Source organism: Bacillus sp. FSL K6-3200, from assembly GCF_038630485.1.
In the GTDB taxonomy this organism is placed as follows: Bacteria; Bacillota; Bacilli; order Bacillales; family Bacillaceae; genus Bacillus; species Bacillus safensis.
In genome coordinates, this window is the sequence record NZ_CP152032.1 from 2,351,133 (window position 1) to 2,376,986 (window position 25,854).

Genomic DNA, 25,854 nt, shown 5'->3' on the forward strand with positions numbered 1-25,854 from the left:
AAGTTTGTGAAGGAATGTACGTGCAAAATCATAAATTTGATTTTGCTGTCAGTTTACTTTGAAAGCATCTTGTCAATCCGTTTTAAGTGAGCCATAATAAATGTGAGCTTATGAGAAAGGAACTATTTATGAAAAATACATATTTGACTGGATATTTTCCGCTGATTTCAATTTTACTATTCAGCTCTGCTTTTTCGATTTTTACAGTAGGTATCACAACTGATTTTTTGACTCAAGCAGGTATTTTAAAAGGAATGCTGGAATTTTTCTCAGAACAGGGCATCCGTCTTGCTCTCTTTGCCGCTTTTGCCCTTGTTTATTTTATGATCTTATCTGCCTTAAAGCTGATTGCAGATACGGTATTAGAGCTGGCGTTGCTCTTTTTCGCTAAGGACCCTGAAGGGGAGAACTTAAAGAAAATTCGGATTGCATCCGTTGTTTATTTATTTGCCAGCTTGCTTGCATTTCTGTTGACGCAGCAGCTCATCCTGCTAGTCGGACTTTTTGCATTAGCAAGTCTTGTCTATTTTATCTGGGTTGTGGTTCGCATTTATCAATCGCTTTCTATGCTGAATTTGATTGGATTTATGATGTTTATTCTGCTGTTTTGGGCGACGTTTTTGATCGGTATTTTGTACTTATTTATTAAGCTTTATAACAGTGTGATGGCAAGTCTGCCTTCATAAGCAGACAAAGAAAGCATCCTCCAATAACGGAGGATGCTTTCAGCGTTTAGACAAACCCTTGCATTCGTTGTCAGTTCTGCGCGCCGATGCTCACGAATGTTAAATTCGCTCCGCTTCGGTGCTCGTCCTTCCTAGACTGCAAAGGTTTTCAGGTCACGCTGAAAAGAAGAAAAAGAGCTAAAATAAAGATCATTTTAGCTCTTTTTCAACAATCTGAGCATCCTCCAATAATGGAGGATGCTTTTTTTTATGAAAGAAACCGTTTTTGAATATCGGGTGTTGGCATCATACAAGATGTTTTTTGACCAAACCATTTGTAGCGATTTTTTGCAATCAGCTGATAAAACCAATCACGGATTGGGCGAGGTATGGCAAGGAGTAAAAAGCTCCATCTGTATATCCCTTTTAAATGCCGCGCGGCTTTTAAGATGCCTGTCGACTTCGTATAAAGGGTCCCTTTTTCAATATAAATGAATGAATTGAACTCATCTAAAGGCAAACCGTTTTCCTTTAAAATACGCTGCCCTGTATCTGATTGTAATGAAGCGAACATCATCCGTTCTTTCGGATCGCGCTTAATCACAAACTGAACAGCGCCGCTGCACACGTTGCAGACACCGTCAAATAAAATTAAATGGGGTGGATGTGTTGAATGCATCGCAATCAAACCTCCTGTTTATCTGGCGTATTGCATCGTATTTTTCCAAATACGTAAGTGCGGGCTTGAATTATAAATCGATTCAACCGTTCCTCTATCTCTTCCGACCCAGACACCCATTGTGTACTGATCTGTCAGTCCCACAAACCAAATATCTTTGTAGTCATTGGATGTCCCTGTTTTACCACCGATGTAAGGGGCATTGAAATTCGCTTTTTTCCCTGTACCACTTTTCACAACGGAGGTAAGCAGCTTACGCATCGTTTCATTTGTACGCTGAGAATATACTTGCTTTGGCGACTCTTTCCACTTGTAAAGGGTCTTACCGTTTAAGTCTGTCACTTTTGTGATTGAATGACTTTGTGTGTAGGCTCCTTGGTTGCCAAAGACGGTATACGCATCTGTTATTTCTAGCGGTGAGAAGCCTTTCGTAAATCCGCCAAGTGCAGAAGGAAGGCGGTAATCATCCGCTACGATATGCTCAAATGAGAACTTTTCTAAATAGCTGAAGCCTTTTTTGACACCTACTGTATCCAGCATTCGGATCGCAGGGGTATTATAAGAATTTTTAAAGGCTGTTTCAAGTGTGACCGTTCCATACGTTTTATGGTTATAGTTCTGCGGACAGTATCCGCTGCTGCAAAACTTGCCGGCACTGATGGTGCTTGAAGCCGTTGCGCCGGTTTGATCAATATAAGGCGCATAGTCTAAAAGCGGTTTAATCGCAGAACCAGGCTGTCTTTGCGCTTGATAAGCGTAGTTGAAATCAAATTTCTTATAGTTTTTCCCGCCAGCAAGTGCAACAATTTGATGCGTTTCATGATTAATGACGGCTGATCCGCCTTCCACACCTTGGTAAGGCAATTGAGCATTGAGCTGATAGACGGCTCTTTGCTGTAAGGATGGATCAAGCGCCGTATAAATTTTTACGCCATCCTGGAGCAGGGCACTCACTTTTTCAGATAATTCTTTTTGAATAGCCTTTTTTGCTTCAGCCGTTTTGGCCTTCTTCAATCGTTTTGTAAAGCCCTCCTGATCAGACACAAGATCGGTAAACTCTTCATTGGCATATGTCACATAGTCAGGGTAAAGGTTTTTCTTTTCACTTAAGGACAGGCTGATTTTTTCTTTGACGGCTTTTTTGTATTGTTTTTTGGTGATGACACCATCTTTCTTCAAAATACCAAGCAGTCGTTCTTGGCGTTTCTTTGTGTGCTTGAACTGTTTTAATGGGTCATACAGTGTTGGGTTGTTTGGAATAGCAGAGATGAATGCCATTTGTGCAAGTGTTAAAGAACTAAGCGGCTTATCAAAATAGTAATTAGCCGCTGAACCGACACCGTAAACACCATTACTGAAATAAATCGTATTTAAATAGCTTTCGAGAATTTCATCCTTTGAGAATTTCCGTTCAAGTTCATAGGAATAGAGCAGCTCCGTAAACTTTCGGCTGAACGAACGTTCATGGCTTAAATATAAGTTGCGGGACAGCTGCTGTGTGATCGTACTCGCTCCTTGGCTGATGCCATGGTTTTTGACGTTTGCAGCAAGGGCACGAACAACTCCCATAAAGTCAATGCCTTTATGGTCATAAAAGTTGCGGTCCTCTGAACGGAGGAACAGCTCCTTCACAGGTTCAGGAATTTTATCGTATTTCACGAACACTCGGTTCTCATCGTTTGAGACAATCTCGGAGATAAGAGAACCATCCCGGTCATACATATAACTGTTTTGGGAAAAATCTATCTTTTCCAGCTTGATTTTTTGATCAAGCACTTCGTTAACAGGCTTTACACTTGCAGCTTCTTCCTTTGATAGATAAAAAGTCAGAACAAATAGTGGGATGAGGGCAGCAAGTAATAACCAACCAATGATTGCACGAAACATGAGGTCACTCACTTTCTTCAATTTTCTAGCCATATCGTACCATTCTTTTGCGAATACGAGAAGGTTATTTTTAGAAAAGAATGGGCGTGAAGTCTAGTGAATCAGGCTTTTACGCAAGAAAAAAGAGTATCTGAAGATGATCAGACACTCCTTTCCTTTGTCTTTGAATGTGAGCGAACCGCCCATAAAAATAATGCGCCAAACAGAAAAATGCCGGCAGTGACATAAAAGACAGCTGGAATCCCGTAATGACTCGCCACAATGCCGCCGATTACCGGACCGACGACATTCCCAAGAAAGCGGAAGCTGACATTGTATCCGAGCACTTCTCCTTGCATAGAAGCAGGTGCTTTGATCCGGATATACGCTGTCGTACACGGAATAATCCCGCCAAGTGCCATCCCGTATAGAAAACGGAAAATGACTAACATCACGTAGGAATCCGCCATGGCTTGCGGGATGAATAAAATAGAGGAGAGAATGAGAAGGGCAAGCAGCACCTTGTCGTGACCAATTCGATCTCCGAGATCTCCCCATTTTCGCGTAAACAGCAAATTGCCAAGTCCAGTTGCAGAAAATGCTAGCCCCGCATAAAAAGCGAGATTGACAGGACCATGTAAATCATGAATGTATAAAGCCAAAAGCGGCTGAATGCTAAAGTTCCCTACTTGTGTAATAAACGTTAAAAGCATCGTGACCACAAGCAAAGGCTGTTTGAAAATATGAATGATTACATCCTTCCGTGAGTAAGAAACACGCTTTGCTTCTTTTGAACGGATCGGCTGTTCCTTCACTCCGAAGATAATCACAATAGCTGACACATAAATGACAGCCGCTGTGAGGAAAAACGTATAAATAAATCCGACGCTGTCTGCCATGAATCCGCCCATTAACGGACCAAACAATCCTCCGGCGACATTACTCATCTGCATTGTTCCAAGGGTTTTACCGGCAGTTGCCTTTTCAGTCTGTGCAGAAATCAGTGCCATTGAAGTCGAGATAAAGCCTGTGACAAGCCCCATGAAAAGCCTTAATGCGAATAGCTGATACACGGTGTTTACAAGCCCCATTAATAGAATACTTGTGGCGATGCCAATACCGTTAATCAATAAAATCTTTTTATAGCCATGCCGGTCGCCAATCCGCCCCCAAATCGGAGAGATCAGGAAGGCCGTTAAAAACGTGACCCCAAAGACATAGCCGCTCCATCTTTGAACAAATTCATTTGAATAGCTGCTATCAAGAGATTCTATGTAAAGTGATAAAAAAGGGACGATCATTGTAATGCTCGCAGATACAAAAAAGTTCACAAACCACATGATGTACAAGTTTTTCTTCCTGTTTGTGATAGAGACCACCTTCTTTATTTATTTCGTGTTCCTTAATAATTATAAAGGAAAATAAACGATCTTTCATCCGATGAATAGGTTGGGCATAGTGAATCTGCATTATTTTCACGAAAATGAAGTGATTTCAAGGTCCGTCTTAATATAATGGTATGAGAATGAAAAACTGACGAAAAAGTGAGGTGAAACTGGTGGAACAGAAGACGGTGCTTGTGGTCGATTTTGAATTTACGATGCCTGATGGAAAATATCATCCACAAAACTTTTTTCCTGAAATTATTGAAGCTGGGGTAGTGAAAGCAGCAGATGAAACGATCATAGACACATTCTCTAGCTACGTCAAACCGAAAAAGTTCCCGAAGCTGACGAAACGCTGTAAATCTTTCCTCGGAATTACGCAGGAAGATGTAGAGAGCGGAATTTCATTTGAGGCGTTTATCGAGAAGCTCGTCACACTTGATGGGGGAGAGAATTGTGAGATTATTACGTGGGGCAACATGGACATGAAGGTATTGAAGCAAAATTGTATGCTCAATCACATTACCTTTCCTTTTAAGGGGAAACTGAGGGATCTTGCCTTTGAATATAAGACCTTTTTTGGTGACCGCACACTGACAGGGCTTCGAAAAGCGGCAAAGGAATACGGCAGTGAAGGAGCTGGTAAGCATCATAAAGCACTCGATGATGCCATGACGACTTATCAGCTGTTAACCCTCTTTGAAAAAGACAGAGCCTATGTGGAAAATCCGCAAACAACCAAAATTGGTGAGCTTATCGATTTCTCGCATTTTTTTGATTCGGCTGATTAGCGGACGTCTTCTGGAAAATAATCTTTCTCAAGAGAAGATAGGCACGCTCTTGATTTTTCAGCCCATTTGGAATCATCCGCACGGAGTGCTTGTTTCAATTTATCTACAGCTTCTTTCAGTGATACTTCATAATCAGGTATATCACCATCATAAGGCTTCACCATATGATGAGGGATATTTGTCTGTTCTCTATAGGCCAAAGCCCGCCTCTCCTGGAAAAAAGGCACGTCTGCTTCTTTCGGATGATGCAAGTCGCCTTGAGTGGGATGTGTCAGAACTGCTTTTACTTGAACGAGATAGGTCGATGGTTTCACTGCTGTCACTTCCCCAACGTATACACCTGTTTTATAAAAACCTTTCACAACTTGTCCAATTTGAATGTCTGTCATGTGAAATTCCTCCATTTCCTTCTCATAGGAAGGTATTTCATTTCTTTTAGCCAATATAGTGAAGTAAACGAGCAAAAGGGGGAATGGCGAGATGTCATTCATCGTACTTTTTCTACTATATTTTCCTGAAGATAAAAGGGAGTACATCCCAGCGGCTATCACCACGGTGATTTTCTTTATTGCTGCGTTTATTTGTTTTCGTCTCATCGTTCGTGCGTCTAAGAAGCAGGAGCACATAGATGAAAAAAGAACAAAAAAAATGGATTAATCATTTTCTTCTTGTATCTTCAGGAAATTTCACGGTGACGGTTGTTCCAGACTGCAGCGAGCTTTTGAAACGAATCGTTCCATGGTGATTCTCAATAATAGAAAAAGTCACTGTCAGCCCAAGCCCAGTCCCTTTATTTTTCAAGGTGTAATAGGGTTCGCCAAGCTTTTTCATCTGGCTTTCTGTCATACCTACACCGTTATCAACGAAATAAAGGCAGATCTTATGATTTTCTTTTGAAGCAAAAAGTTCAATTTTCCCTTCATGTTCAGGAGCTGCTTCAATTGCATTTTTGATTAAATTAATCATGACTTGCTTGATCTTCGTTACGTCACCTTGAATGTATAAGTCAGGTTCAATGGATTGATGAATCGTGACCGATTTAAAATTCGCATAGGATGTCATCAGTGATGCACATTCCTCAAGTAATTTAGATAGATTGAGAGATTCAATTTGATAATAGTTTTGTTTTGCAATGTCAAGATAACTCGTGATAATGTCCTGCGCCCGGTCTAATTCGGACAGAACGAGATTTTTATAATCTTTATTGGCAGGTGGGTCTTTCGTATTATCACTCGAAAAGAGCAATTGAATAAAGCCTCTCACAACTGTCAGCGGATTGCGTACCTCATGGGCGACACTTGCAGCAAGTTCACTTACAATGGTCAGTTTTTCTGACTGGACAAGCTGTGATCTCATTTCCGCATTTTCTTTAACGAATTCAATGGAATAGATACTGAGCAAAAGAAAGAATATGTAGTAAAGAGTTGAGAAAAATAACTCAAGGAGCTTTTGCTGCATAATAAAAGCTGGGCTGTATGCCATTAAGCTGACTGCAAGCAGACCAATGTAAATAAAGAATCCTTTGGATAAACCGATAAGCACTCCGTAAAAAAGCTTATTCAGCTTTGAATATTGATGCCATTTTCGGTAGAACAGGAATGGGATAAAAAAGTAAATTGGGACAACGATGAGTCCAATCCATAAGAAAGAGCCGTACATCAGGAATTTGACAATGATGCTTATCAAGATGGCAACGATCCCCGCCATGTATCCTCCGTATAAAATAGCAAGCACAAGGGGAATGGATTGAAGCCCAGTCTGCAAATCTAAAATCGAACCAACTGGATACATAATACATAGTGCTGAAGAGATGGATGCGAATACTGTGATGAGCAGTTTATTCGTTTTTGGGAAATGAGCAGGGGTCCGGCTTAGCCATAGCGCATGATATAAAAAGATTGGAAATAGAATAAAAGATACATGGAGCAGAAAATCCTTGAACATTTCCATTTAAATGCTCTCCTCGTAAATAATTGTAATTCCTCTCATTATATCATTTCATGTACAAAGTAGATATGATAAAAGGAGGGTTTTTTTCTTTAAAAAGAACACCCATTAGGATGTTCTCAGATTGTTGACAAAGGGCTAAAATGATCTTGATTTTAGCCCTTTGTCTTCTTTTCAGCGTGATAGAAAACCTTTGAAGTCTAGGAAGGACGAGTACTGGCGCGGAGCGAATTAGACATTCGTGAGCACCAGCACGCAGGACTGACAAAGAATGCGAGGGTTTGTCTACACGCTGAGAACACCCGTTAGGATGTTCTTTCTATCGTATAGGTCTTATTCAGCTGATAGTGTGAACGCTTGGTGAAGACGTTTCAGTCCTTCTTTGACTGTTGAAGCAGGACAGCCGAGATTTATCCGAATAAAGCCGTCTCCTTCATGTCCGTACACGTGGCCAAGCTCTAGGATCACTTTCCCTTTTTTCAGCAGATTCCGTTTCAATTCCGCTTGACTGAATTGATAATCCCGAATGTCCAGCCACAATAAATAAGAAGCATCTGGTTTCATATAACGCATATTTGGAAGATATTCGTCAATATAATCCATCGCCATCTTCATGTTGCCTTCGAGATAAAGAACAAGGGCATCAAGCCACTCATCCCCGTGGCGGTACGCTGCTTCCATCGCAGGAATCGCAAATACATTCAGTTTGGACAGTCCGTTTCTTTGCACTTCATTGTTGAAAAGAGTTCTTTTTTCTTCATCTGAAATGATAATAGCAGATGCTTGAAGCCCTGCTAGATTAAAGGTTTTACTCGGCGCAATACATGTTACCGTGATATGTGCAATGTCGTCAGAAAGGCTGGCGAAGGGCACATGCTGCTTCCCGTAAAGCATCAAATCCGAGTGAATCTCATCTGAAACGACTGTGACTCCATGCTTCACACATAAGTCCCCAACTCGCTTTAATTCCTCTTTTGACCATGCTCTTCCGGACGGATTATGCGGATGGCATAGAAACATGAGCTTTGCTTGTGGTCTGCTCAGTTTTTTCTCTAAATCATCAAAATCCATCATATAGCGGTTGTTTTCTATTTTTAGGGGATTGGCTGAGACTGTACGTCCATTTCGCTCAATCATTTGATAAAAAGGTGTATACACTGGTGACTGTATAACTACTTCGTCATGCGGTGCTGTAAAGGCTTGAACAGCAAAACTAAGTGCCGTTACGATTCCTGGTGTGAAGGTGACGGCATCTGTCTGGATTGTCCATCCATGTCTTCTTTTGAGCCAGCCAGCGACTGCCTGCTGCGTATCCTGATCTTGAAATGCATAGCCAAAAACGCCATGATCTAATCGCTCTTTCAATGCATCAAGGACGACCTGAGGTGCTTTAAAATCCATATCGGCCACCCACATTGGGAGGGCATCTGTTGTCAGGAACAAAGACTCTGCCTGATCCCATTTCACTGATTTTGAACCTTTACGTATGATCTGTTCGTCGAAATTCATGAAACCCACCTCTAGCTGTTTTTCAACCATTCTTGGTTGTGCTAAAATAAACATCACAAAATTTATTATAAGCGGTGATACCGATGAAAGATAGTCAAGCTGTAGAAGAGATGATTCAATTTATTAAGGCATGGGACCCTTTTCATTATGGAGAGGATTTTTATGAAACGGAGCCTGCTGACGTCATTAGTGCATTATACGACGCAGAAGACCCGTTATCTTTAGCAAAAGAGATTCAAGCCATCTACCATCACTCATTTGAACAGCTTCTTCCGATAGAGAGCTGTCAGCATACAGCGAATCAGCTATTTATCATACGAGACAGCAGCTCCTGTTCACGCTAAGACAGGCTGAAATGTCCGATTTGATCAGACACAAAGACCGGATTTTCCTCAGGAATGAGATGCCCGGTTTTTTTTAATGCATGTAAAGTCGAATTTGGCAGATCTTTGTGCAGTCTTTCGCCTATTTGAATGGGAACGATTCGATCTTCCTCGCCCCAAATGAGCAGCACGGGTGTTTCCATTTTCTTTAAAACGTCCGAGGTCAAATCTCCTTCCCGGTGCCGAATCAAACGAAATATCCCCCGAAAGATTTGATCATCTGAAAATGGCTTTAAATATCCATCGACCATCTCTTGATCAATGATGGAATGATCATGCACAACAGCCGTTAAATTTTTCATAATGCCCTGCTTTAAAAGCTTTCTTTTTAGATACAGATAAAAATAAGGAATATATGTGCTGTAAACAAGTGATCTTTTTGACTTATTCAAATATCCTGAGCTGCACAAAAGAACTGCCTTTTCAAATAGGTCCGGCCGTTCAGCAGCAGCGTATAAGGCGATTTGTCCGCCCATTGAATGGCCGACTAGGATCGCATGCCGAATCTGTAAATAACCAGCAAGTTCAATAATAATTTTTCCCATGTTGCGATAGCTGTAAATAAACGTATTCGACTTCTCGGACTGTCCAAATGGCGGCAGATCGATCGCAATTAAATTGAAGTCCTGTTTCAGAAGAGGGATGAGCTTTCGATAGCTGAAGGTAGAAGAGAAGAGACCGTGAATTAAGATCAATGTCTTCTTGCCCTCATTTGGATAGTGCTCGTAATAGATATCTAAACCGAATGTACTTTTCATATAAGCTGGCTGAGCAATGTCCACATTCTTCACTCCGATACTTGATACTCTCTCTGTTAGGTGACTGTATTGTACCCTAAAAAGTGGATTTTAAGCTATTATTAGAATCTTTTCCCTGCTTAGCATAATGGGAAAAACGTGCTATAATGTTCAGAAGATTTTTTAAAACTAGCTTTTATAATCTGAGGTGTGAAATCAAATGAAACTAACAGAAAAAGAAACTGAAATATTAGAGATTTTAGATGAAAACAGCCGCGCCGATTTAAATACAATTGCAAAAATGGCAGGCGTGACAACAGAAGAAGCCGAAGCCATCATTCAAAAACTTGAAGATCAAAAAGTCATTATTGATTATTCAACTATGATTGACTGGCGAAAAGTGGATGGCCATGAAGGCGTTACAGCAATGATTGATGTAAAAGTGACACCAAAAAGAGGCGTCGGATTTGATGAAATTGCTGAACGGATTTATCGATTTCAGGAAGTGGAATCTGTCTATCTCATGTCAGGTGTTTACGATTTATCCGTTGTGATTCGCGGAAGATCTATGTCTGATATTGCCCGCTTCGTATCTGAAAAATTATCGACACTTGATTCCGTTGTTTCAACAACTACCCACTTTATTTTAAAAAGATATAAACATGATGGGAAAGTGTTTGAAACAGGAGACGATGACAAAAGAATCGTGGTGTCTCCGTAAATGAAAAAGTCTTATTTATCTGAAACGGTACAAAGCATTCAGCCGTCAGGTATTCGGAAATTTTTTGATTTGGCTGCCACAATGGAAGGGGTTATCTCCCTTGGTGTCGGCGAGCCGGATTTCGTGACAGCTTGGAATGTCAGAGAAGCAAGTATTATGTCATTAGAACAAGGACTGACCTCTTATACGGCGAATGCCGGTTTAATCTCTTTGCGAAAAGAACTGAGCCACTACTTATATAAGCGGTTTCACATTGACTACAGTCCAGAAGAAGAACTCATTATCACAGTTGGCGGAAGCCAGGCACTTGATCTGGCCTTTCGTGCGATTTTAAATAGCGGAGATGAAGTAATCATTCCAGAGCCTTGTTTTGTAGCATACGGGGCACTTACGACACTTGCAGGCGGAGTGCCTGTCTATTTAAGTACATCCGCTGAAAAAGATTTCAAAGCAGATTCTGCGGATCTTCGCACGAAGCTGACGCCGAAGACAAAAGCCATTTTGCTTTGCTCGCCATCAAATCCAACTGGGTCTGTTTATTCAAAAGAAGAGCTTGAAGATATTGCTCAATTTGCGAAAGAGCATGACCTGCTCATTATTACGGATGAGATTTATGCAGAGCTGACGTACGATGAAGCTTTTACAAGCGTCGCGGCCATTCAAGATATGAAGGAAAGAACGATCTTGATTTCGGGCTTTTCTAAAGGGTTTGCCATGACGGGCTGGCGCTTAGGATATGTGGCAGCACCACCTGTGCTGCGCGATGCCATGCTGAAAATACATCAATATTCTATGATGTGTGCGCCGGCGATGGCACAATATGCAGCAGAAGAAGCATTAAAAAATGGACTTGAAGATGTCGAGAAAATGAAGAAAAGCTACAGAAGGCGCCGTAATTTGTTTGTCGGCTCCCTTAATGAACTAGGACTCACATGCCACCAGCCAAACGGAGCGTTTTACGCGTTCCCATCGATTAAAAGCACAGGCATGACGTCAGAACAATTTGCTGAGGAGCTGCTCCTAAGTGAAAAAGTAGCCGTTGTTCCTGGGAATGTATTCGGACCGAGCGGTGAAGGTCATATTCGCTGTTCATATGCTTCGTCACTTGATCATCTTCAGGAATCACTTTCAAGAATTCAGCGCTTTTTGCAGGCTCGACAAGTGAAGGAAGAAGCATCAGCCATCTTAAAATAAAAAAAGGCATCAATCCAAATGGACTCATGCCTCACAAATTAGGGGGGAATACTAGAAAGCATTCTTGTTTTCAGGTATTCCCCCTTTTGATCTAATCTAAACCCATTTAAAAAATATTTTGCGTAACTGGCCGTTCTATGATATAGTTTTTAATTGCGTATAAACGAATATTAAAACATTTATTTAGGAGTTGTTATCATGGCGACAAAGTTTGAAGTAGGCAGTGTTTACACTGGTAAAGTAACAGGATTACAAGCGTATGGTGCGTTTGTTGCATTAGATGAAGAAACTCAAGGACTTGTGCATATTTCTGAAGTAACACATGGCTTTGTAAAAGACATCAACGAGCACCTTTCAATTGGTGACGAAGTACAAGTAAAAGTTCTTTCTGTTGATGAAAATGCAGGTAAAATCAGCCTTTCTATTCGTGCGACACAAGATGCACCTGAAAGAAAAGAAAGCAAACCAAAGAAACAAAGACCACAGCAAGTGAAAGAAGAAGCTGCTACACCACAAGGTTTCAATACGCTTAAAGATAAACTTGAAGAGTGGATTGAGCAATCAAACCGTAAAGACCTTATCAAGAAATAATAAAAAAGCACCGCTTCAAACGGTGCCTTAGGCTGCCTCATGTAGGCAGCCTTTTTTATGTCCTTTTATTTAACGAACTTCTGGGTTCGGCTCGTCACGGCGAACAGCTTCTTCGCTTGGTTTGAACAACAGACCAAGGTTGACAAGACCTGCAATTCCAACAAGACCATAAATAATACGTGATAATGCAGAACCTTGTCCGCCAAAGATCGCTGCTACTAAGTCAAATTGAAAAAAGCCGATTAGTCCCCAGTTAATAGCACCGATAATCGTGAGCACGAGGGCAATACGCTGAATAGCACTCATCGTGATTCCTCCTTTCGCTACAGCATCAATACATTTATATTTTGCAGATTTTCAGCCAAACTATGCGTAAGAAAATGGATGAAAGCAAATTACTTTACTTTTGGAATGAATCAGGCGCATAATGTAGCGCGAGGAGGAGATCACATGGATCGATTTACTTATTGGAACCCAACGAAATTAATTTTTGGAAAGGGAGAAGTATCAGCCCTTTCAGATGAACTCAAACACTACGGAAAAAACGTATTACTTGTATATGGTGGAGGCAGTATTAAACGAAACGGCCTTTATGACCAAGTTGTGAGCATCCTAAAAGAATCAGGAGCTGCAATCACTGAACTTGCTGGTGTGGAGCCTAACCCGCGCTTAACAACAGTAAGAAAAGGAGTCGAGCTTTGCAAAGAGAACGACATTGATTTTATTTTGGCAGTAGGCGGCGGCAGTGTCATTGATGCGACAAAAGCAATCGCAGCTGGTGCGAAGTACGATGGAGATGCTTGGGATATCGTGACACGTAAGCACGTCCCTATGGAAGCTATTCCGTTCGGTACTGTGCTAACACTTGCCGCAACAGGCTCTGAAATGAACTCTGGATCAGTTATCACAAACTGGGAAACAAATGAGAAGTATGGCTGGGGTAGTCCAGCAGTTTTCCCGAAATTCTCTATTCTTGATCCAGTCAACACATTCACTGTGCCTAAAAACCATACGATTTATGGCATGGTTGACATGATGTCACATGTGTTCGAACAATATTTCCATCACACAGAAAATACACCTTACCAAGATCGTATGTGTGAAGGACTTCTCCGCACTGTCATTGAAACAGCACCGAAGTTGATCAACGATCTAGAGAACTATGAGCTGCGTGAAACGATTTTATTCACTGGCACAATTGCGCTTAATGGAATGCTTTCAATGGGGGCACGTGGTGACTGGGCGTCTCACAACATTGAACATGCAGTATCTGCTGTTTATGATATCCCTCATGCAGGCGGACTTGCGATCTTGTTCCCGAACTGGATGAAGCATGTGATTCAAGAAAACCCAGGCCGTTTTAAACAATTAGCGGTGCGTGTATTCGATGTAGACCCTGCGGGCAAAACAGACGAAGAAGTTGGCTTAGAAGGAATCGACAAACTGTCAGCTTTCTGGACAAGTCTTGGTGCACCAAGCCGTTTAGCGGATTATGACATTAACGATGAGAAAATTGATTTAATTGCAGACCGTGCAATGGCACGCGGTGAATTTGGTCAATTTAAAAAGCTAAACAAAGAAGATGTTTTAGCCATTTTGAACGCTTCTTTATAATTAAACAAAAAAAGATAGCTGCTCTTGCGGGCAGTTATCTTTTTTTGAGTTCATCGTGTACATATGTTACAGTAGTCTTTCATGTTTTTGGATATATTCGTTGTAAGGAGATGTTTCAACAGATGGAGAATTTTATTTACTATAATCCAACAAAATTGATGTTTGGAAAAGGACAGCTAGAAGGACTCAAAAGCGAACTCGCTCGTTATGGTAAACGAGTGTTACTTGTATATGGCGGAGGCAGCATTAAGAAAAATGGTCTTTATGACAATGTCATCAGTGCGCTAAATGAAGCAGATGCTGAAGTGTTTGAGCTCTCTGGCGTTGAACCAAACCCGCGCCTCACAACAGTGAAAAAGGGAATTGATATTTGCCAAAATGAGAAAATTGATTTCTTATTAGCCGTCGGCGGCGGAAGTGTGATCGACTGTACAAAAGCGATTGCAGCCGGAGCAGAGTATGACGGTGATGTGTGGGATATTATTTCAAAGAAAACAACCGCTCAAAAAGCATTGCCGTTTGGCACAGTGCTGACACTTGCAGCAACTGGTTCAGAAATGAATCCAGACTCTGTCATCACAAACTGGGAAACGAATGAAAAATATGTATGGGGAAGTTCAGTTACTCATCCTGCATTTTCAATTCTAGACCCTGAGCACACATATTCTGTCCCAGAGAATCAGACGGTGTATGGCATGGTTGATATGATGAGCCATGTATTTGAACAATACTTCCATAATGTCAAAAACACGCCTCTACAAGATCGAATGTGTTTTGCTGTTCTTCAAACAGTCATCGAGACAGCACCAAAGCTTCTTGAAGACTTACAAAACTATGAGCACCGTGAAACCATCCTTTATGCAGGAACGATTGCTTTAAATGGCACGCTGCAAATGGGTTACTTTGGCGACTGGGCATCGCATACGATTGAGCATGCTGTATCGGCTGTCTATGACATTCCGCATGCAGGCGGACTTGCCATCCTCTTCCCAAACTGGATGCGCCACACCCTCGATCATAATGTAGAACGTTTTAAAAACCTTATGCTGAACATGTTTGACATCGAAACAGAAGGAAAGTCAGATCGTGACATCGCATTAGAAGGAATCGACAAACTGTCAGCATTCTGGACAAGCCTCGGTGCACCAAGTCGTTTAGCGGATTATGACATTGGTGAAGATCAGCTGGACAAAATTGCCGACATTGCAGCAAAAGAAATGGAATACGGTGGTTTTGGTAACTTTATGAAACTTAATCGTGATGACATTCTTTCTATTTTGAAAGCTTCTTTATAATTCAGATTGCCGCTTCTCATCCAGAGAAGCGGCTTTTTGCCATGCCAGTGACGATCACTTGATTTCAAAAGCTAGTTCCGCTAAAGTGAAAGGGACAGAACTAACGTAATGGAGGGCTTACAAGCGATGACACATATTCAATTTGACTACTCGAAAGCGTTACCTTTCTTTCAAGAACATGAGCTTACATATTTAAAAGATTTTGTGAAGGTAGCCCATCATAATATTCATGAACAAACGGGTGCAGGCAGCGATTATTTAGGCTGGGTTGACTTGCCGAAGCAATATGACCGTGAAGAATTTGCCCGCATTAAAAAAAGTGCAGATAAAATTAAGTCTGACTCTGACGTCCTGCTTGTTGTTGGAATCGGAGGCTCTTATCTAGGCGCACGTGCGGCGATTGAGTTTTTGAACCATTCTTTCTATAACATTCTGCCAAAAGGCAAGCGCAAGACTCCGCAAATTATTTTTATTGGAAACAACATCAGTTCTTCTTATTTAACAGATGTAATGGATCTATTAGAAGATGCGGATTTCTCCATTAACGTGATTTCAAAATCTGGTACAACAACAGAGCCAGCCATTGCGTTCCGTATCTTTAAAAAGCTCCTCATTGAAAAATACGGTGCTGAAGAAGCGAAAAAACGTATTTATGCCACAACCGACAAGGCACGCGGTGCACTTAAAACATTAGCAACTGAAGAAGGCTATGAATCATTTATCATCCCTGATGATGTTGGTGGACGCTATTCTGTATTAACAGCAGTCGGCCTTTTGCCAATCGCTGTGAGCGGAGCAGACATTGATCAGATGATGGAAGGTGCGGCAAAAGCAAGCGAAGACTTCGCTTCATCTGAGCTTTCTGAAAATGCGGCTTACCAATATGCTGTCGTTCGCAATGTCCTTTACAATAAAGGCAGAACGATTGAAATGCTGATTAACTATGAGCCAGGCCTTCAATATTTCGCAGAATGGTGGAAGCAATTATTCGGTGAAAGTGAAGGGAAAGATGAAAAAGGAATCTATCCTTCATCTGCTAACTTCTCAACAGATCTTCATTCACTTGGTCAATATGTTCAAGAAGGAAGAAGAGACTTGTTTGAAACAATCGTGAATGTAGACAAGCCTCGACATGAGCTTGTGATTGAAGCAGAAGAACAAGACCTTGATGGTTTGAACTACCTAGCAGGAAAAACGGTTGATTTCGTCAATAAAAAAGCATTTGAAGGAACGATGCTTGCCCATACAGATGGAAAAGTACCGAATCTCATCGTGACAATTCCTGAGATGGATGCTTATACATTCGGATACCTTGTTTACTTCTTTGAGAAAGCATGTGCGATGTCTGGATATTTACTAGGCGTCAATCCATTTGATCAGCCTGGAGTAGAAGCTTATAAAGTGAATATGTTTGCTTTACTAGGAAAACCAGGCTTTGAAGAGAAAAAAGCAGAACTTGAAAGCCGCCTGAAACAATCATAAGAATGAAAAAGCACACCTTTTCATAAAGGTGTGCCTTTTTTGTTTTCTTCAGGTTCCTGTGCAAGCTTTCCTGTGTTCTGTACATAGAATAATGAATGGAGGAGGGTGAAAAATGAGGACGAATCATATTTATATTCATGATATTTCTGGCCAGGCGATCGTTAACTTTGGCAATGTCGGACGCATTTGTTCTAAAAGTGCTACGAAGGAAACAGCAGGTTCTGGCAGTGATAACGAGACGAATCAATCAACCAATCAAAGCCTATTTGATGCCGCGTTTACAAACAATGTACAAATCACAAGGGGGAAATGTATGAATTCCTCTCTTTAACGAAACCTATACAAAAAGGAGGGTTTCGTATGATTCATGTACCATCCAGGCTTCCTGGTGAAAGCTTTTCACTTTACCATTTAGAAGAAACGATGAAGCCGCTCGGTTATGTCATTAATGGCAACTGGGATTATGATCACGGGTATTTTGATTATAAAATTGATAACCGTGATGGCTATACCTTTCTCAGAGTTCCTTTTACAGCCGAGAAAGGCCAGCTCGATCAGCCAGGTGTTGTGGTGAAAATGGGACATCCATTTCTTTTAAAGCATGTATATCAAGACAAATTAGATGATCATGCGATGGTTGGAAATGTGGGCGCATCCTTTAACCAATTCCAAGAACCAAAAGAGAAAGATGGAGATGTATCAAAGGCTTATGCTGAGATTGGTTTTTCGCTCGTCAAGGAATTAGAAGACGCACTGCTTTAAAGGCTGATCAGTTCATCCTCTGGATGAAGCTCATAGCCAAAGGGAGGATTCATCATGGGTCCTTCTTTTTTTTGTACGCCGACGATAATCACATGATGCTCTAAAAAGTGATGGAGCGCTGTTAAGAATGTTTCTCCAGCCAATGAAGCCGGTACAGGTATGATAGCGACGTTTTTATGCAAGGTCATTTGTCGTTTTTTTGTTAACGCCGTGAGTTGTTCTTTTATAAGAAAATGTTCAACCATTAAATGATTCACTGCATCAGAGGTATGAATGACTTGGTTGGCACCAGCACGCTCGGCATTTTTCACGTAACGATCTGTTAAGATTTCAATTAAACAATATAGCGAAGGATTTAATCCTTTTGCTGCAAGTAAGGTTAAAACACTCTGCATATCGGCTGTCACTTCATTTTCATGCTGATCCGCGGTAATCATGAGTGCATCTGCACTGGTAATGTTGGCTTTGCGCAGTGTGCCATCTTCGGTCCCATGTCCTTTAATAAAATGAACATTTTCCAAAAGAGGCCCCTCTTTCAAGGAGTCATCAATCAGCACAATCGGCATGGCTGGATCAATCGTTTGAAACGACTGAAGCAGTTTGTTCGTTTTCTCATTCCAGCCGACGATAATCAGGTGTCCTTTCCCCTTAAAGGCTACCTTGCCCTCAACATAATGGTGCTGCTTGCTGAACACAGCGGCTGCAAGAGTGGCGAAATAAGCGGTGACAAAGCTGGCACCGATAAAAATGAGCGCCATACCCGCCACCTGCCCTGGCATGGTTTGCGGTACAAAATCACCGTAGCCAACCGTAGAGACTGTAATGAGCGCCCACCAGATCCCATCAAAGATCGTATGATACTGCTTCGGTTCAAGTAAAACGATTAATTGTCCAAAAAAGAGAAGCAAGAAACAGATGATAATAGCAATTCGAAGATAAAGTGGCCACCTTAGCCAAGCAATAAAGATACGGTTTGATTTCATCGGACTCTTCCTTTCAGGAGACTGCTAATGTCAGTATGCCCGATTGAGGAAACATTTTTTCATCTTCGTCATGTATTGAAATAGAACCCATATCTTAAAATAAAGGAGAAGAAGGAGGGAATTCGAATGACGTTCGTTCAAAAGACCGTACTTCTTTTTATTGGCGTGCACTTTTTATCATCAGCTGTCATCTTACTCGTATTTGATTTAAATGCTGTGAATCATTTTATGAATGATTTTTCATGGCTGCACTTTTTTCAAGACCTTTATGGTACAGTGACTTTTTATACAGCTTGCTTAGGTGTGTTCTTCTTTTTCATTGGTGCGGTTATTCCCCTGAAAAAGACCTAGTGCTTTTTGCTGTACATGGTACATAAAAGTCATTAAAATTGTAAATAAATATATAAAATAAAAGGAAGCTGATGAGCATGCTGTTTTTTTATTTTTTAACATTTGCCGCATTGGGATTATCATTTTGGGCACAATTTAAAGTAAAGAATAATTTTGAAAAGTATTCAAAGGTTGAAGCATCCAGTATGAAAACAGGTGCTGAAACCGCTCGATATATTTTAGATCGCAACGGGTTATACGACGTGCCTGTTGAACCGGTAAGAGGAACTTTGACTGATCATTACGACCCGACACAGCGTGTGGTTCGTTTATCTGAACCTGTGTACTACGGCCACTCCATTTCGGCCATTTCAGTCGCATCACACGAGGTTGGACATGCCTTGCAGCATCAGGAATCCTATGGTGCGCTTGTTTTGAGACATAAGATCTTTCCTGTCGTGAACTTTGCATCTGGTGTTGCTCCGCTTCTTTTCCTTGGTGGAATTTTGCTCAGCAGCCTTAACTTAATCGGGCTTGGGATCATTTTGTTCTCAGCAGCTGTATTCTTTCAGCTTGTGACATTGCCTGTCGAGTTTAATGCAAGTTCTCGTGCAAAAGATATCATTGTTTCAGAAGGAATCATTAGAAGCAGTGAAGAAAGAGGCGTGAACAAGGTGTTAAATGCTGCAGCTCTGACGTACGTAGCAGCGGCCCTTGTCTCCCTGTTTGAATTGCTCCGTTTTGTAATGATCTTCCTAAATGGCCGTAATGATTAATTGATGCCAGAGGAGGTGAGCCCTTACCATTGTTAGGTAAGGGTTTTTTTGTATATTTTAAACGTATTTTTAGTTATATTACTCATTGCTGCGACAGCATTTTTTGTTGTCACTGAATTTGCGATTGTGAAAATTAGAGGCTCTAAAATCAATCAACTGATTGAAAGCGGTGATAAGAGAGCCATCCATGTTCAAAAGCTGATATCAAATCTTGACGAATATTTATCCGCCTGCCAACTTGGAATTACCATCACGGCTTTAGGCTTAGGGTGGCTGGGTGAGCCAACGGTGGAGCATTTTCTTCATCCGCTTTTTGAAAAAATCGGGCTTCATTCCGCATTGACTGACATCCTTTCGTTTATCATCGCATTTGTGATCATTACGTTTTTACATGTCGTGGTGGGGGAACTCGCGCCTAAAACAATTGCCATTCAAAAGGCAGAGGCCGTCAGCCTTGTGACAGCAAAACCACTCATCTTTTTCTATAAAGTCATGTACCCGTTTATTAAAGCATTAAATGGGGCTGCACGAAGCATCGTGAAATTATTTGGTTATCATTCTGTCAAAGAACATGAAGTGGCGATCAGTGAGGAAGAATTGCGACTCATTTTATCTGAAAGCTATGAGAAGGGTGAGATTAACCAATCTGAGTACAAATATGTGAATAAAATCTTTGAATTTGATAACCGAGTGGCGAGAGAGATTATGATCCCGCGTACAGAAATTTCAGCCATAGAGATTGAACAGACCCTGGAAGACGTGACCCATTATATGCTGAACGAAAGGTACACACGCTACCCTGTTATTAAAGAAGACAAAGATCATGTGATTGGTGTTATCAATAGCAAAGATGTATTTAAGGCTAGCTTCCTAAATCAAGATGTATCTATTGAAGACTTAATGCGTCCGGTGATACGAGTGATTGAAAGTACGCCTGTTCAAGAATTGCTCATTTTGATGCAAAAGGAACGAATTCATATGTCAGTGCTCGTAGACGAATACGGAGGAACAGCGGGACTTGTCACAGTAGAGGACATATTAGAGGAAATCGTCGGAGAGATTCGAGACGAATATGATCAGGATGAAACACCTCACATCGTTAAAAAAGGTGATTTCCATTATGTGATGGATGGGAAAGCATTGATTGATGAAGTAAATGATTTATTGGATTTAGCCATTGAGAATGATGATGTTGATACAATTGCTGGCTGGATGATGACCCATAAATTTGATTTTGACATTGGAGATACGATTGAAGCAGAAGGCTGTGAATTTACCATCATGGATGCTGAAGACCACCATATTCGAACCATTGAAGTCAAAAAGGTTCACTTTTCTTAAAAACCTCGCATTGCTTGACGAGGTTTTTTTGCTTGGTAAACTTTAGGTAAGAGGATTTGTTTTCTGCTGATTGATCGCGCATAAAAAGGGTATGGTTTTATAGAAACGTCAAAAAGGAGCAGTTCAAATGAAAATAATCAATATACAAACAGACAGACGCGATGACATGATCGACGTCACACACGAGGTTCGTCATTATGTCAGGGAAACAGGCATACAAAACGGAACTGTCATCGTCTATTGTCCACATACGACAGCAGGGATGACCATTAATGAAAATGCGGATCCAGATGTGAAACGGGATATGCTTCGCCGGCTAGATGAAGTCTTTCCGTGGGAACATCCAAAGGACCGCCATATGGAAGGAAATACGGCAGCACATATGAAAGCGAGTTATATGGGGGCGTCTCAGCATGTTCTCATTCATGATGGGGATCTTGTGCTTGGCACGTGGCAGGGAATCTATTTCTGTGAGTTTGACGGGCCAAGATATCGGCATTTTTATGTACAAGTGTCATCAAACGAGTAAGAGATGGGGGAAATAAATGGGGGATATCAAAAGGTTACCGAAAAACGAACATGGAATCATTCAAGCGCCTATGGCAGGAGGGTCTGTGACACCGCAGCTGGCAGCCGCTGTTTCAGAATACGGGGGGCTTGGCAGCCTGGCAAGTGGATATGTGCAGCCTGACGATTTGAGACAGCAGATTAGACAGGTCAAACAGCTGACATCTCGCCTGTTTCAGGTCAATGTGTTTGTACCAGAGCCAATTCCAGATGTGAAAAAAGAGGATATGGCGTTTTGGGAGAAGAGACTGCCTGTATGGCCCGCAGCTGATAGGATTACAAGTGAAGAAGAATTGCGGGATGATTTTGAACAGAAAATCAGCATTCTTCTGGAAGAAGACGTTCCTATCGTGTCCTTTACATTCGCCTGCCCAAATGAACAAACGATTCACCGCTTAAAACAAAAGGGAATCTTTTTAATCGGAACGGCCACAACAAAAGAGGAAGCACTGCTTTTAGAGGAAAAAGGAATGGATGCCATTGTTCTGCAAGGAAGTGAAGCAGGGGGGCATCGCGGCACATTTTTACATGCAAAAGGAGACGCCCTGCTGGGACTAATCAGTTTATTCTCTGATGTCAAAGCGCTCTGCCGTGTGCCTTTGATTGCCGCCGGAGGCATCACGGACCGATCAGGTGTGAAAGCAGCGTTAGCGCTTGGAGCGGATGCGGTTCAAATCGGCACACGGTTTTTAGCCAGCCAGGAAAGTGCTGCGGCAGAGGTATACAAGAAGGCTATTTTACAAGCAGAAGGCAGTGAAACAAGGGTGACAAAGCTTTTTTCTGGGAAAAGAGCGAGAGGTATTGTGAATCAGTGGATGGAGGATGAAAGCCTGCATGAAGATAGGGTTCTTCCTTATCCAGTTCAGCATGTATGCACAACACCGATGCGAAAAGCAGCTGCTGCCGGCGGTAACCCTGATCAAATGGCTCTGTGGGCAGGACAGGGCGTTGGACGTATTCACTCGATTTTAAGCGTTGAAGACATCATGCACGAACTGACACAGACATAAAATCATGATGGGTGGTGTGACAGGATGGACATCTTAAAACATTCCTACCGAAAAAAAGGGCAGATTGAATTTTGGTTTGATGACTTTCCACAATCTCCTGCCGTCCTTACGCCCATTCGCCATTACTATTTTGTTCGATACGTGAAATGGAGCCGGCACGATCCACCAGTCACAAGAAAAGATTTAGAAGAGATGGAGGTCCTTGCAAACACGATGCTTGGCACACTCCAAAATTATCGTAAACGCAAGGCATACAAAAGCCCCTTGTCATAACCAATAGACAAGAGGCTTTTTTTAACTGCCAAACATTTGCCTGAGATAAATCACATCCATCCGGGTAGTCTGTGGTAATAAATAAGCGGATTGAACTGCACCTGGCCGTCTTCTCTTATTCAGTTTGTCGATAATTTCTGCCGCTGTTAAAATCCCAAGCCCATGTCCGTAATATTGATCTTCTCCTAAGTAAATCACATTTTCCCCGCGCCATTGCGACTGCTGGTAACTAAACTCTGGATTTTCGAAATATAAGCAATCCCCATAGATAAAATCATTCCCGCGCTCTGTATAAATCGACAATGTATCATAGTGCCAGTCATACAGTGTTAAACTGCGGAGTCTTCGATTAAACTTCTCCTCTCCTACTGTTTGCAAGACCCCCATATAAAACACAATGACAATCGCCGTTGCACATTCAAATGCATATTTTGAACCATTTTCAAAAATGTCTTTAATGCCTCTAGCTGGCTCCACTTGATAGCGCAGCTCTAGTGCTCCTGCTTCCGATACACGCCAAAACGCCTCATCTGCACGAGACCTTTGAAAGATGGCAAATGAGGCACCACTCTTATTCAAATCTCTTGCAGCATTCATAATGTTCGATCTTAAAGTGACCTCAAATAACAAATCAGATGCTTGCCTATAACGGAACGTATCATTCGAGGCCTGTAACTGCATCAAAATGATCCGCTTTTGTCCCTCTAGCTGAAACGATGCCAGCTGTTCATTTGTCACTGGCTGTCCTGAAAGGATAATCATATGAAAAGCGCCCCCTTTTGTATTATCGTATGCAAGGTGCTTGGGCAAGGAATCAATTTGTGAAAATAAACAAAAAGGCATCCTTTTTATTTGAAAAACATGAAAATAATATGAAGCCGTCCGATATAAAACATATCGTTTAAAAGGAGGAAAAACATGAAAAATGCAATAAAATGGTTGAAAAAACCATCGATTTCCAAAAGGCTGATTATTTCATTCACACTTGTTCTCGTCTTGCCAATCATTATACTCAGTACGATTTCATATCAGATTGCCAAAGAAGAATTAGATCATGAGATCATGTACGGAGCAAACACAAGAGTAAATGAACTGAATGACATGATCCAGCAAAAGCTTGTGAATAAGGAAAACGCAGTAAAACTCTTTACTGAAACATCTACTGGTGCAGACTTTAAAAAGAAAAACCAGGACGAACTGTATGAGCATTTGGAGATATACAGCAAAATCAACGAAGAAGATGTCGTTGGATTTTATGCAGCAAGTAAAAATCGTGATTTCATTCAGTTTCCTAAAGTAGACATGCCAAAAGGTTATGATCCAACGACACGCGATTGGTATCAGCTAGCGATGCAGGATGAAAAAGGTGAGCCAGTTGTCACCAACCCATACATCTCTGCTACAACAAACGGCATGGTAGTCACAATTGCCCAGCGCCTGAAGGACGGATCGGGAGCGATCGGAATCGACATTGATGTGCAAGACATTGTTGATAAAATAAAAAAAATTAAAATTGGACGAGAAGGATATCCAATTATTGCAAATAAAGACAAACAAATTGTAGCCCATCCAGAAGAAAAATCAGGATCTAAGGTCACAGGAAATATTTCATCTATCCTTTACAGCGGAAAAGAAGGAACATCAACTTATGAGAATAAAGGAGAACAAAAACGTATCGTTTTTGTTACAAATGATTTAACAGGTTGGAAAATTGCTGGAACGATGTTTGTATCAGAAACAAAAGAAGCAGCACAGCCAGTTTGGAATTCTGCCATTATTCTTTTAATTTCTTCATTTATCCTTGGTGGTGTCGCTATCTTCTTCATCGTTCGCTCGATCACAATTGGACTGAGAAGGCTTGTTGATTTCTCAGAAAAGGTGAGTGAAGGTGATTTAACAGAAACCCTCGAAACCAAATCGAAGGATGAAATAGGAGATCTCACAAGAAGCTTCAGCAAGATGAGTGAATCTCTTCGTGACGTCATTCGCGCTGTACAGCAATCTGTCGACAACGTGGCTTCGGCTTCAGAGGAGCTGACGGCAAGCGCGAGCCAAACGAGTCAAGCAACAGAGCATATCACGATGTCGATTGAACAATTTTCAAATGGAAATGAAGCACAAAACGAGAAAGTCGAATCTAGTACGAATCAGCTTGTGGCAATGAACGAAGGATTACAAGATATGTCACAAACCTCATCTGAAGTGGCTGCTGTCTCACTTCAATCAACAGAGGCGGCTGGTCAAGGCGGCCGAATTGTTGAAAGCACAGCGAGCCAAATGAAACATATTGATACATCTGTACAAGAAGCAGAACAGGTCATGAAAGAATTAGAATACAAGTCTAAAGATATTACGAGTATTTTAAATGTCATTAACGGCATCGCGGATCAAACGAATTTACTTGCGCTTAATGCAGCAATCGAAGCAGCAAGAGCAGGTGAATCAGGACGCGGCTTCTCCGTCGTTGCAGAAGAAGTGAGAAAACTCGCCGTCCAATCCGCAGATTCAGCGAAAGAAATTGAGAAGCTTATCCAAGAAATTGTGTTAGAAATTGCTAAATCTCAAGATATGTTCAAAGCAGTCAATCGAGAAGTAAACGCAGGACTCGGTATGACAGAAGAAGCAAAAGAAAGCTTCCAGCACATTTATGAGGCGGCAGAAGGAATGTCGAAAAAACTGACGCAATTAAACGATACAGCCATTGACCTTTCGAGCGGTTCAAAGCTTGTTTCACAAGCGATGCAGGAGATGCGCCAAGTCTCTAGAGAAAGCGCAGCAAACATTCAGGACATTGCGGCTTCTGCAGAAGAGCAGCTAGCATCTATGGAAGAAATCACCTCTTCTTCTGTGACACTTGCCAACATGGCAGAGGAACTAAAAGAGCTCACAAGTCAATTTAAAATTAATTAAATGATGATGAAAAGATATCCAGAATTGTCTGGATATTTTTTTT

General features: G+C 41.4%; 29 protein-coding genes. 19 read left to right on the forward strand and 10 right to left on the reverse strand.

Annotation, left to right across the window (positions count from 1 at the left end; translation table 11 throughout):
* Positions 1–128 precede the first annotated feature (128 nt).
* Positions 129–686: a YufK family protein gene (locus tag MHI60_RS11840; RefSeq protein ID WP_024423305.1), complete on the forward strand. Its 558-nt coding sequence runs from the start codon at positions 129–131 to the stop codon at positions 684–686.
* Between the two features lie 247 nt (positions 687–933).
* Here the strand turns inward: MHI60_RS11840 and MHI60_RS11845 are convergent, their stop codons facing one another.
* The 3 genes from MHI60_RS11845 to MHI60_RS11855 all read right to left on the reverse strand — a co-directional run bounded on the left by MHI60_RS11845 (position 934) and on the right by MHI60_RS11855 (position 4,550).
* Entirely contained in the window at positions 934–1,344 is a 411-nt protein-coding gene (locus tag MHI60_RS11845) for a thiol-disulfide oxidoreductase DCC family protein (RefSeq protein ID WP_095409453.1), read from the reverse strand.
* Between the two features lie 18 nt (positions 1,345–1,362).
* Positions 1,363–3,264 carry a transglycosylase domain-containing protein gene (locus tag MHI60_RS11850; protein WP_095409452.1) on the reverse strand — a complete coding sequence of 634 codons (1,902 nt, stop codon included), beginning with the start codon at positions 3,262–3,264 and terminating at the stop codon, positions 1,363–1,365.
* Between the two features lie 107 nt (positions 3,265–3,371).
* A complete protein-coding gene (locus tag MHI60_RS11855; RefSeq protein WP_242058306.1) occupies positions 3,372–4,550 on the reverse strand; it encodes an MFS transporter in 1,179 nt (392 codons plus the stop codon).
* A 218-nt stretch (positions 4,551–4,768) separates the two neighbouring features.
* Between MHI60_RS11855 and kapD the strand changes: the two genes are divergently transcribed.
* Positions 4,769–5,386: a 3'-5' exonuclease KapD gene (gene kapD / locus MHI60_RS11860; protein ID WP_095409450.1), complete on the forward strand. Its 618-nt coding sequence runs from the start codon at positions 4,769–4,771 to the stop codon at positions 5,384–5,386.
* Here kapD and MHI60_RS11865 read toward each other — a convergent pair.
* Entirely contained in the window at positions 5,383–5,775 is a 393-nt protein-coding gene (locus MHI60_RS11865) for a kinase-associated lipoprotein B (protein WP_095409449.1), read from the reverse strand. The genes kapD and MHI60_RS11865 overlap by 4 nt on opposite strands.
* 91 nt (positions 5,776–5,866) lie before the next feature.
* Between MHI60_RS11865 and MHI60_RS11870 the strand changes: the two genes are divergently transcribed.
* On the forward strand, positions 5,867–6,043 hold the full coding sequence (locus MHI60_RS11870) for a hypothetical protein (RefSeq protein WP_186318691.1): 177 nt from the start codon (positions 5,867–5,869) through the stop codon (positions 6,041–6,043).
* On the opposite strand, the gene MHI60_RS11875 is transcribed toward MHI60_RS11870, so the two are convergent.
* Both MHI60_RS11875 and MHI60_RS11880 read right to left on the reverse strand, forming a co-directional pair.
* Positions 6,044–7,336 (reverse strand): HAMP domain-containing sensor histidine kinase, encoded by a 1,293-nt coding sequence (locus MHI60_RS11875; protein WP_144472271.1) that lies wholly within the window; start codon positions 7,334–7,336, stop codon positions 6,044–6,046.
* A gap of 330 nt (positions 7,337–7,666) precedes the next feature.
* A complete protein-coding gene (locus MHI60_RS11880) occupies positions 7,667–8,842 on the reverse strand; it encodes a MalY/PatB family protein (RefSeq protein WP_342502617.1) in 1,176 nt (391 codons plus the stop codon).
* An 83-nt stretch (positions 8,843–8,925) separates the two neighbouring features.
* On the opposite strand from MHI60_RS11880, the gene MHI60_RS11885 reads away from it, so the two are divergent.
* Complete coding sequence (locus tag MHI60_RS11885; RefSeq protein WP_048237308.1) at positions 8,926–9,186, forward strand: DUF1871 family protein; 261 nt, start codon at positions 8,926–8,928, stop codon at positions 9,184–9,186.
* Here the strand turns inward: MHI60_RS11885 and MHI60_RS11890 are convergent.
* Positions 9,183–10,007 (reverse strand): alpha/beta hydrolase, encoded by an 825-nt coding sequence (locus MHI60_RS11890; protein WP_144483374.1) that lies wholly within the window; start codon positions 10,005–10,007, stop codon positions 9,183–9,185. The two genes, MHI60_RS11885 and MHI60_RS11890, sit on opposite strands and share 4 nt — an antisense overlap.
* A 175-nt stretch (positions 10,008–10,182) precedes the next feature.
* Here MHI60_RS11890 and MHI60_RS11895 point away from each other — a divergent pair, with 175 nt between their 5' ends.
* The 3 genes from MHI60_RS11895 (at position 10,183) to yugI (ending at position 12,468) form a co-directional block, all read left to right on the forward strand.
* Entirely contained in the window at positions 10,183–10,683 is a 501-nt protein-coding gene (locus MHI60_RS11895) for an Lrp/AsnC family transcriptional regulator (RefSeq protein ID WP_003213765.1), read from the forward strand.
* Positions 10,684–11,877 (forward strand): aminotransferase, encoded by a 1,194-nt coding sequence (locus MHI60_RS11900; RefSeq protein WP_039181074.1) that lies wholly within the window; start codon positions 10,684–10,686, stop codon positions 11,875–11,877.
* A gap of 198 nt (positions 11,878–12,075) precedes the next feature.
* Positions 12,076–12,468, forward strand: a complete 393-nt coding sequence (yugI, locus tag MHI60_RS11905; RefSeq protein WP_095409444.1) for a S1 domain-containing post-transcriptional regulator GSP13 — start codon at positions 12,076–12,078, stop codon at positions 12,466–12,468.
* Positions 12,469–12,537: 69 nt separating this feature from the next.
* Here yugI and MHI60_RS11910 read toward each other — a convergent pair whose 3' ends face one another.
* Positions 12,538–12,774: a DUF378 domain-containing protein gene (locus MHI60_RS11910; protein WP_003212952.1), complete on the reverse strand. Its 237-nt coding sequence runs from the start codon at positions 12,772–12,774 to the stop codon at positions 12,538–12,540.
* A 144-nt stretch (positions 12,775–12,918) separates the two neighbouring features.
* On the opposite strand from MHI60_RS11910, the gene MHI60_RS11915 reads away from it, so the two are divergent.
* The 5 genes from MHI60_RS11915 (at position 12,919) to MHI60_RS11935 (ending at position 17,621) form a co-directional block, all read left to right on the forward strand.
* Complete coding sequence (locus MHI60_RS11915; protein ID WP_034282535.1) at positions 12,919–14,082, forward strand: iron-containing alcohol dehydrogenase; 1,164 nt, start codon at positions 12,919–12,921, stop codon at positions 14,080–14,082.
* 122 nt (positions 14,083–14,204) lie between these two features.
* Positions 14,205–15,377 carry an iron-containing alcohol dehydrogenase gene (locus MHI60_RS11920; RefSeq protein WP_144472275.1) on the forward strand — a complete coding sequence of 391 codons (1,173 nt, stop codon included), beginning with the start codon at positions 14,205–14,207 and terminating at the stop codon, positions 15,375–15,377.
* Between the two features lie 126 nt (positions 15,378–15,503).
* Entirely contained in the window at positions 15,504–16,859 is a 1,356-nt protein-coding gene (locus tag MHI60_RS11925; RefSeq protein WP_144483371.1) for a glucose-6-phosphate isomerase, read from the forward strand.
* A gap of 112 nt (positions 16,860–16,971) precedes the next feature.
* Positions 16,972–17,190 carry a spore germination protein gene (locus tag MHI60_RS11930; RefSeq protein ID WP_024423292.1) on the forward strand — a complete coding sequence of 73 codons (219 nt, stop codon included), beginning with the start codon at positions 16,972–16,974 and terminating at the stop codon, positions 17,188–17,190.
* Between the two features lie 29 nt (positions 17,191–17,219).
* The gene (locus tag MHI60_RS11935; protein ID WP_024423291.1) at positions 17,220–17,621 is read left to right on the forward strand and encodes a YugN-like family protein; all 402 of its coding nucleotides are present in this window, start codon (positions 17,220–17,222) and stop codon (positions 17,619–17,621) included.
* On the opposite strand, the gene MHI60_RS11940 is transcribed toward MHI60_RS11935, so the two are convergent.
* The gene (locus MHI60_RS11940) at positions 17,618–18,604 is read right to left on the reverse strand and encodes a potassium channel family protein (protein WP_095409440.1); all 987 of its coding nucleotides are present in this window, start codon (positions 18,602–18,604) and stop codon (positions 17,618–17,620) included. The two genes, MHI60_RS11935 and MHI60_RS11940, sit on opposite strands and share 4 nt — an antisense overlap.
* Positions 18,605–18,730: 126 nt before the next feature.
* Here MHI60_RS11940 and MHI60_RS11945 point away from each other — a divergent pair, with 126 nt between their 5' ends.
* The 6 genes from MHI60_RS11945 (at position 18,731) to MHI60_RS11970 (ending at position 22,901) form a co-directional block, all read left to right on the forward strand.
* Positions 18,731–18,955, forward strand: a complete 225-nt coding sequence (locus MHI60_RS11945; protein ID WP_048237296.1) for a hypothetical protein — start codon at positions 18,731–18,733, stop codon at positions 18,953–18,955.
* Between the two features lie 80 nt (positions 18,956–19,035).
* Complete coding sequence (locus tag MHI60_RS11950) at positions 19,036–19,710, forward strand: zinc metallopeptidase (RefSeq protein ID WP_024423288.1); 675 nt, start codon at positions 19,036–19,038, stop codon at positions 19,708–19,710.
* A 48-nt stretch (positions 19,711–19,758) separates the two neighbouring features.
* Positions 19,759–21,051: a hemolysin family protein gene (locus MHI60_RS11955; RefSeq protein WP_044332481.1), complete on the forward strand. Its 1,293-nt coding sequence runs from the start codon at positions 19,759–19,761 to the stop codon at positions 21,049–21,051.
* A 127-nt stretch (positions 21,052–21,178) separates the two neighbouring features.
* A complete protein-coding gene (locus tag MHI60_RS11960; protein WP_144483368.1) occupies positions 21,179–21,580 on the forward strand; it encodes a secondary thiamine-phosphate synthase enzyme YjbQ in 402 nt (133 codons plus the stop codon).
* Positions 21,581–21,596: 16 nt separating this feature from the next.
* Positions 21,597–22,628 carry a nitronate monooxygenase gene (locus tag MHI60_RS11965; RefSeq protein ID WP_144472281.1) on the forward strand — a complete coding sequence of 344 codons (1,032 nt, stop codon included), beginning with the start codon at positions 21,597–21,599 and terminating at the stop codon, positions 22,626–22,628.
* A 24-nt stretch (positions 22,629–22,652) separates the two neighbouring features.
* Positions 22,653–22,901, forward strand: coding sequence for a hypothetical protein (locus MHI60_RS11970; protein WP_048237293.1), 249 nt, complete (start codon positions 22,653–22,655; stop codon positions 22,899–22,901).
* Positions 22,902–22,922: 21 nt separating this feature from the next.
* On the opposite strand, the gene MHI60_RS11975 is transcribed toward MHI60_RS11970, so the two are convergent.
* Complete coding sequence (locus tag MHI60_RS11975) at positions 22,923–23,663, reverse strand: protein-glutamine gamma-glutamyltransferase (protein ID WP_095409437.1); 741 nt, start codon at positions 23,661–23,663, stop codon at positions 22,923–22,925.
* A 156-nt stretch (positions 23,664–23,819) separates the two neighbouring features.
* Here MHI60_RS11975 and MHI60_RS11980 point away from each other — a divergent pair, with 156 nt between their 5' ends.
* The gene (locus MHI60_RS11980; protein WP_144483365.1) at positions 23,820–25,811 is read left to right on the forward strand and encodes a methyl-accepting chemotaxis protein; all 1,992 of its coding nucleotides are present in this window, start codon (positions 23,820–23,822) and stop codon (positions 25,809–25,811) included.
* Positions 25,812–25,854 lie beyond the last annotated feature (43 nt).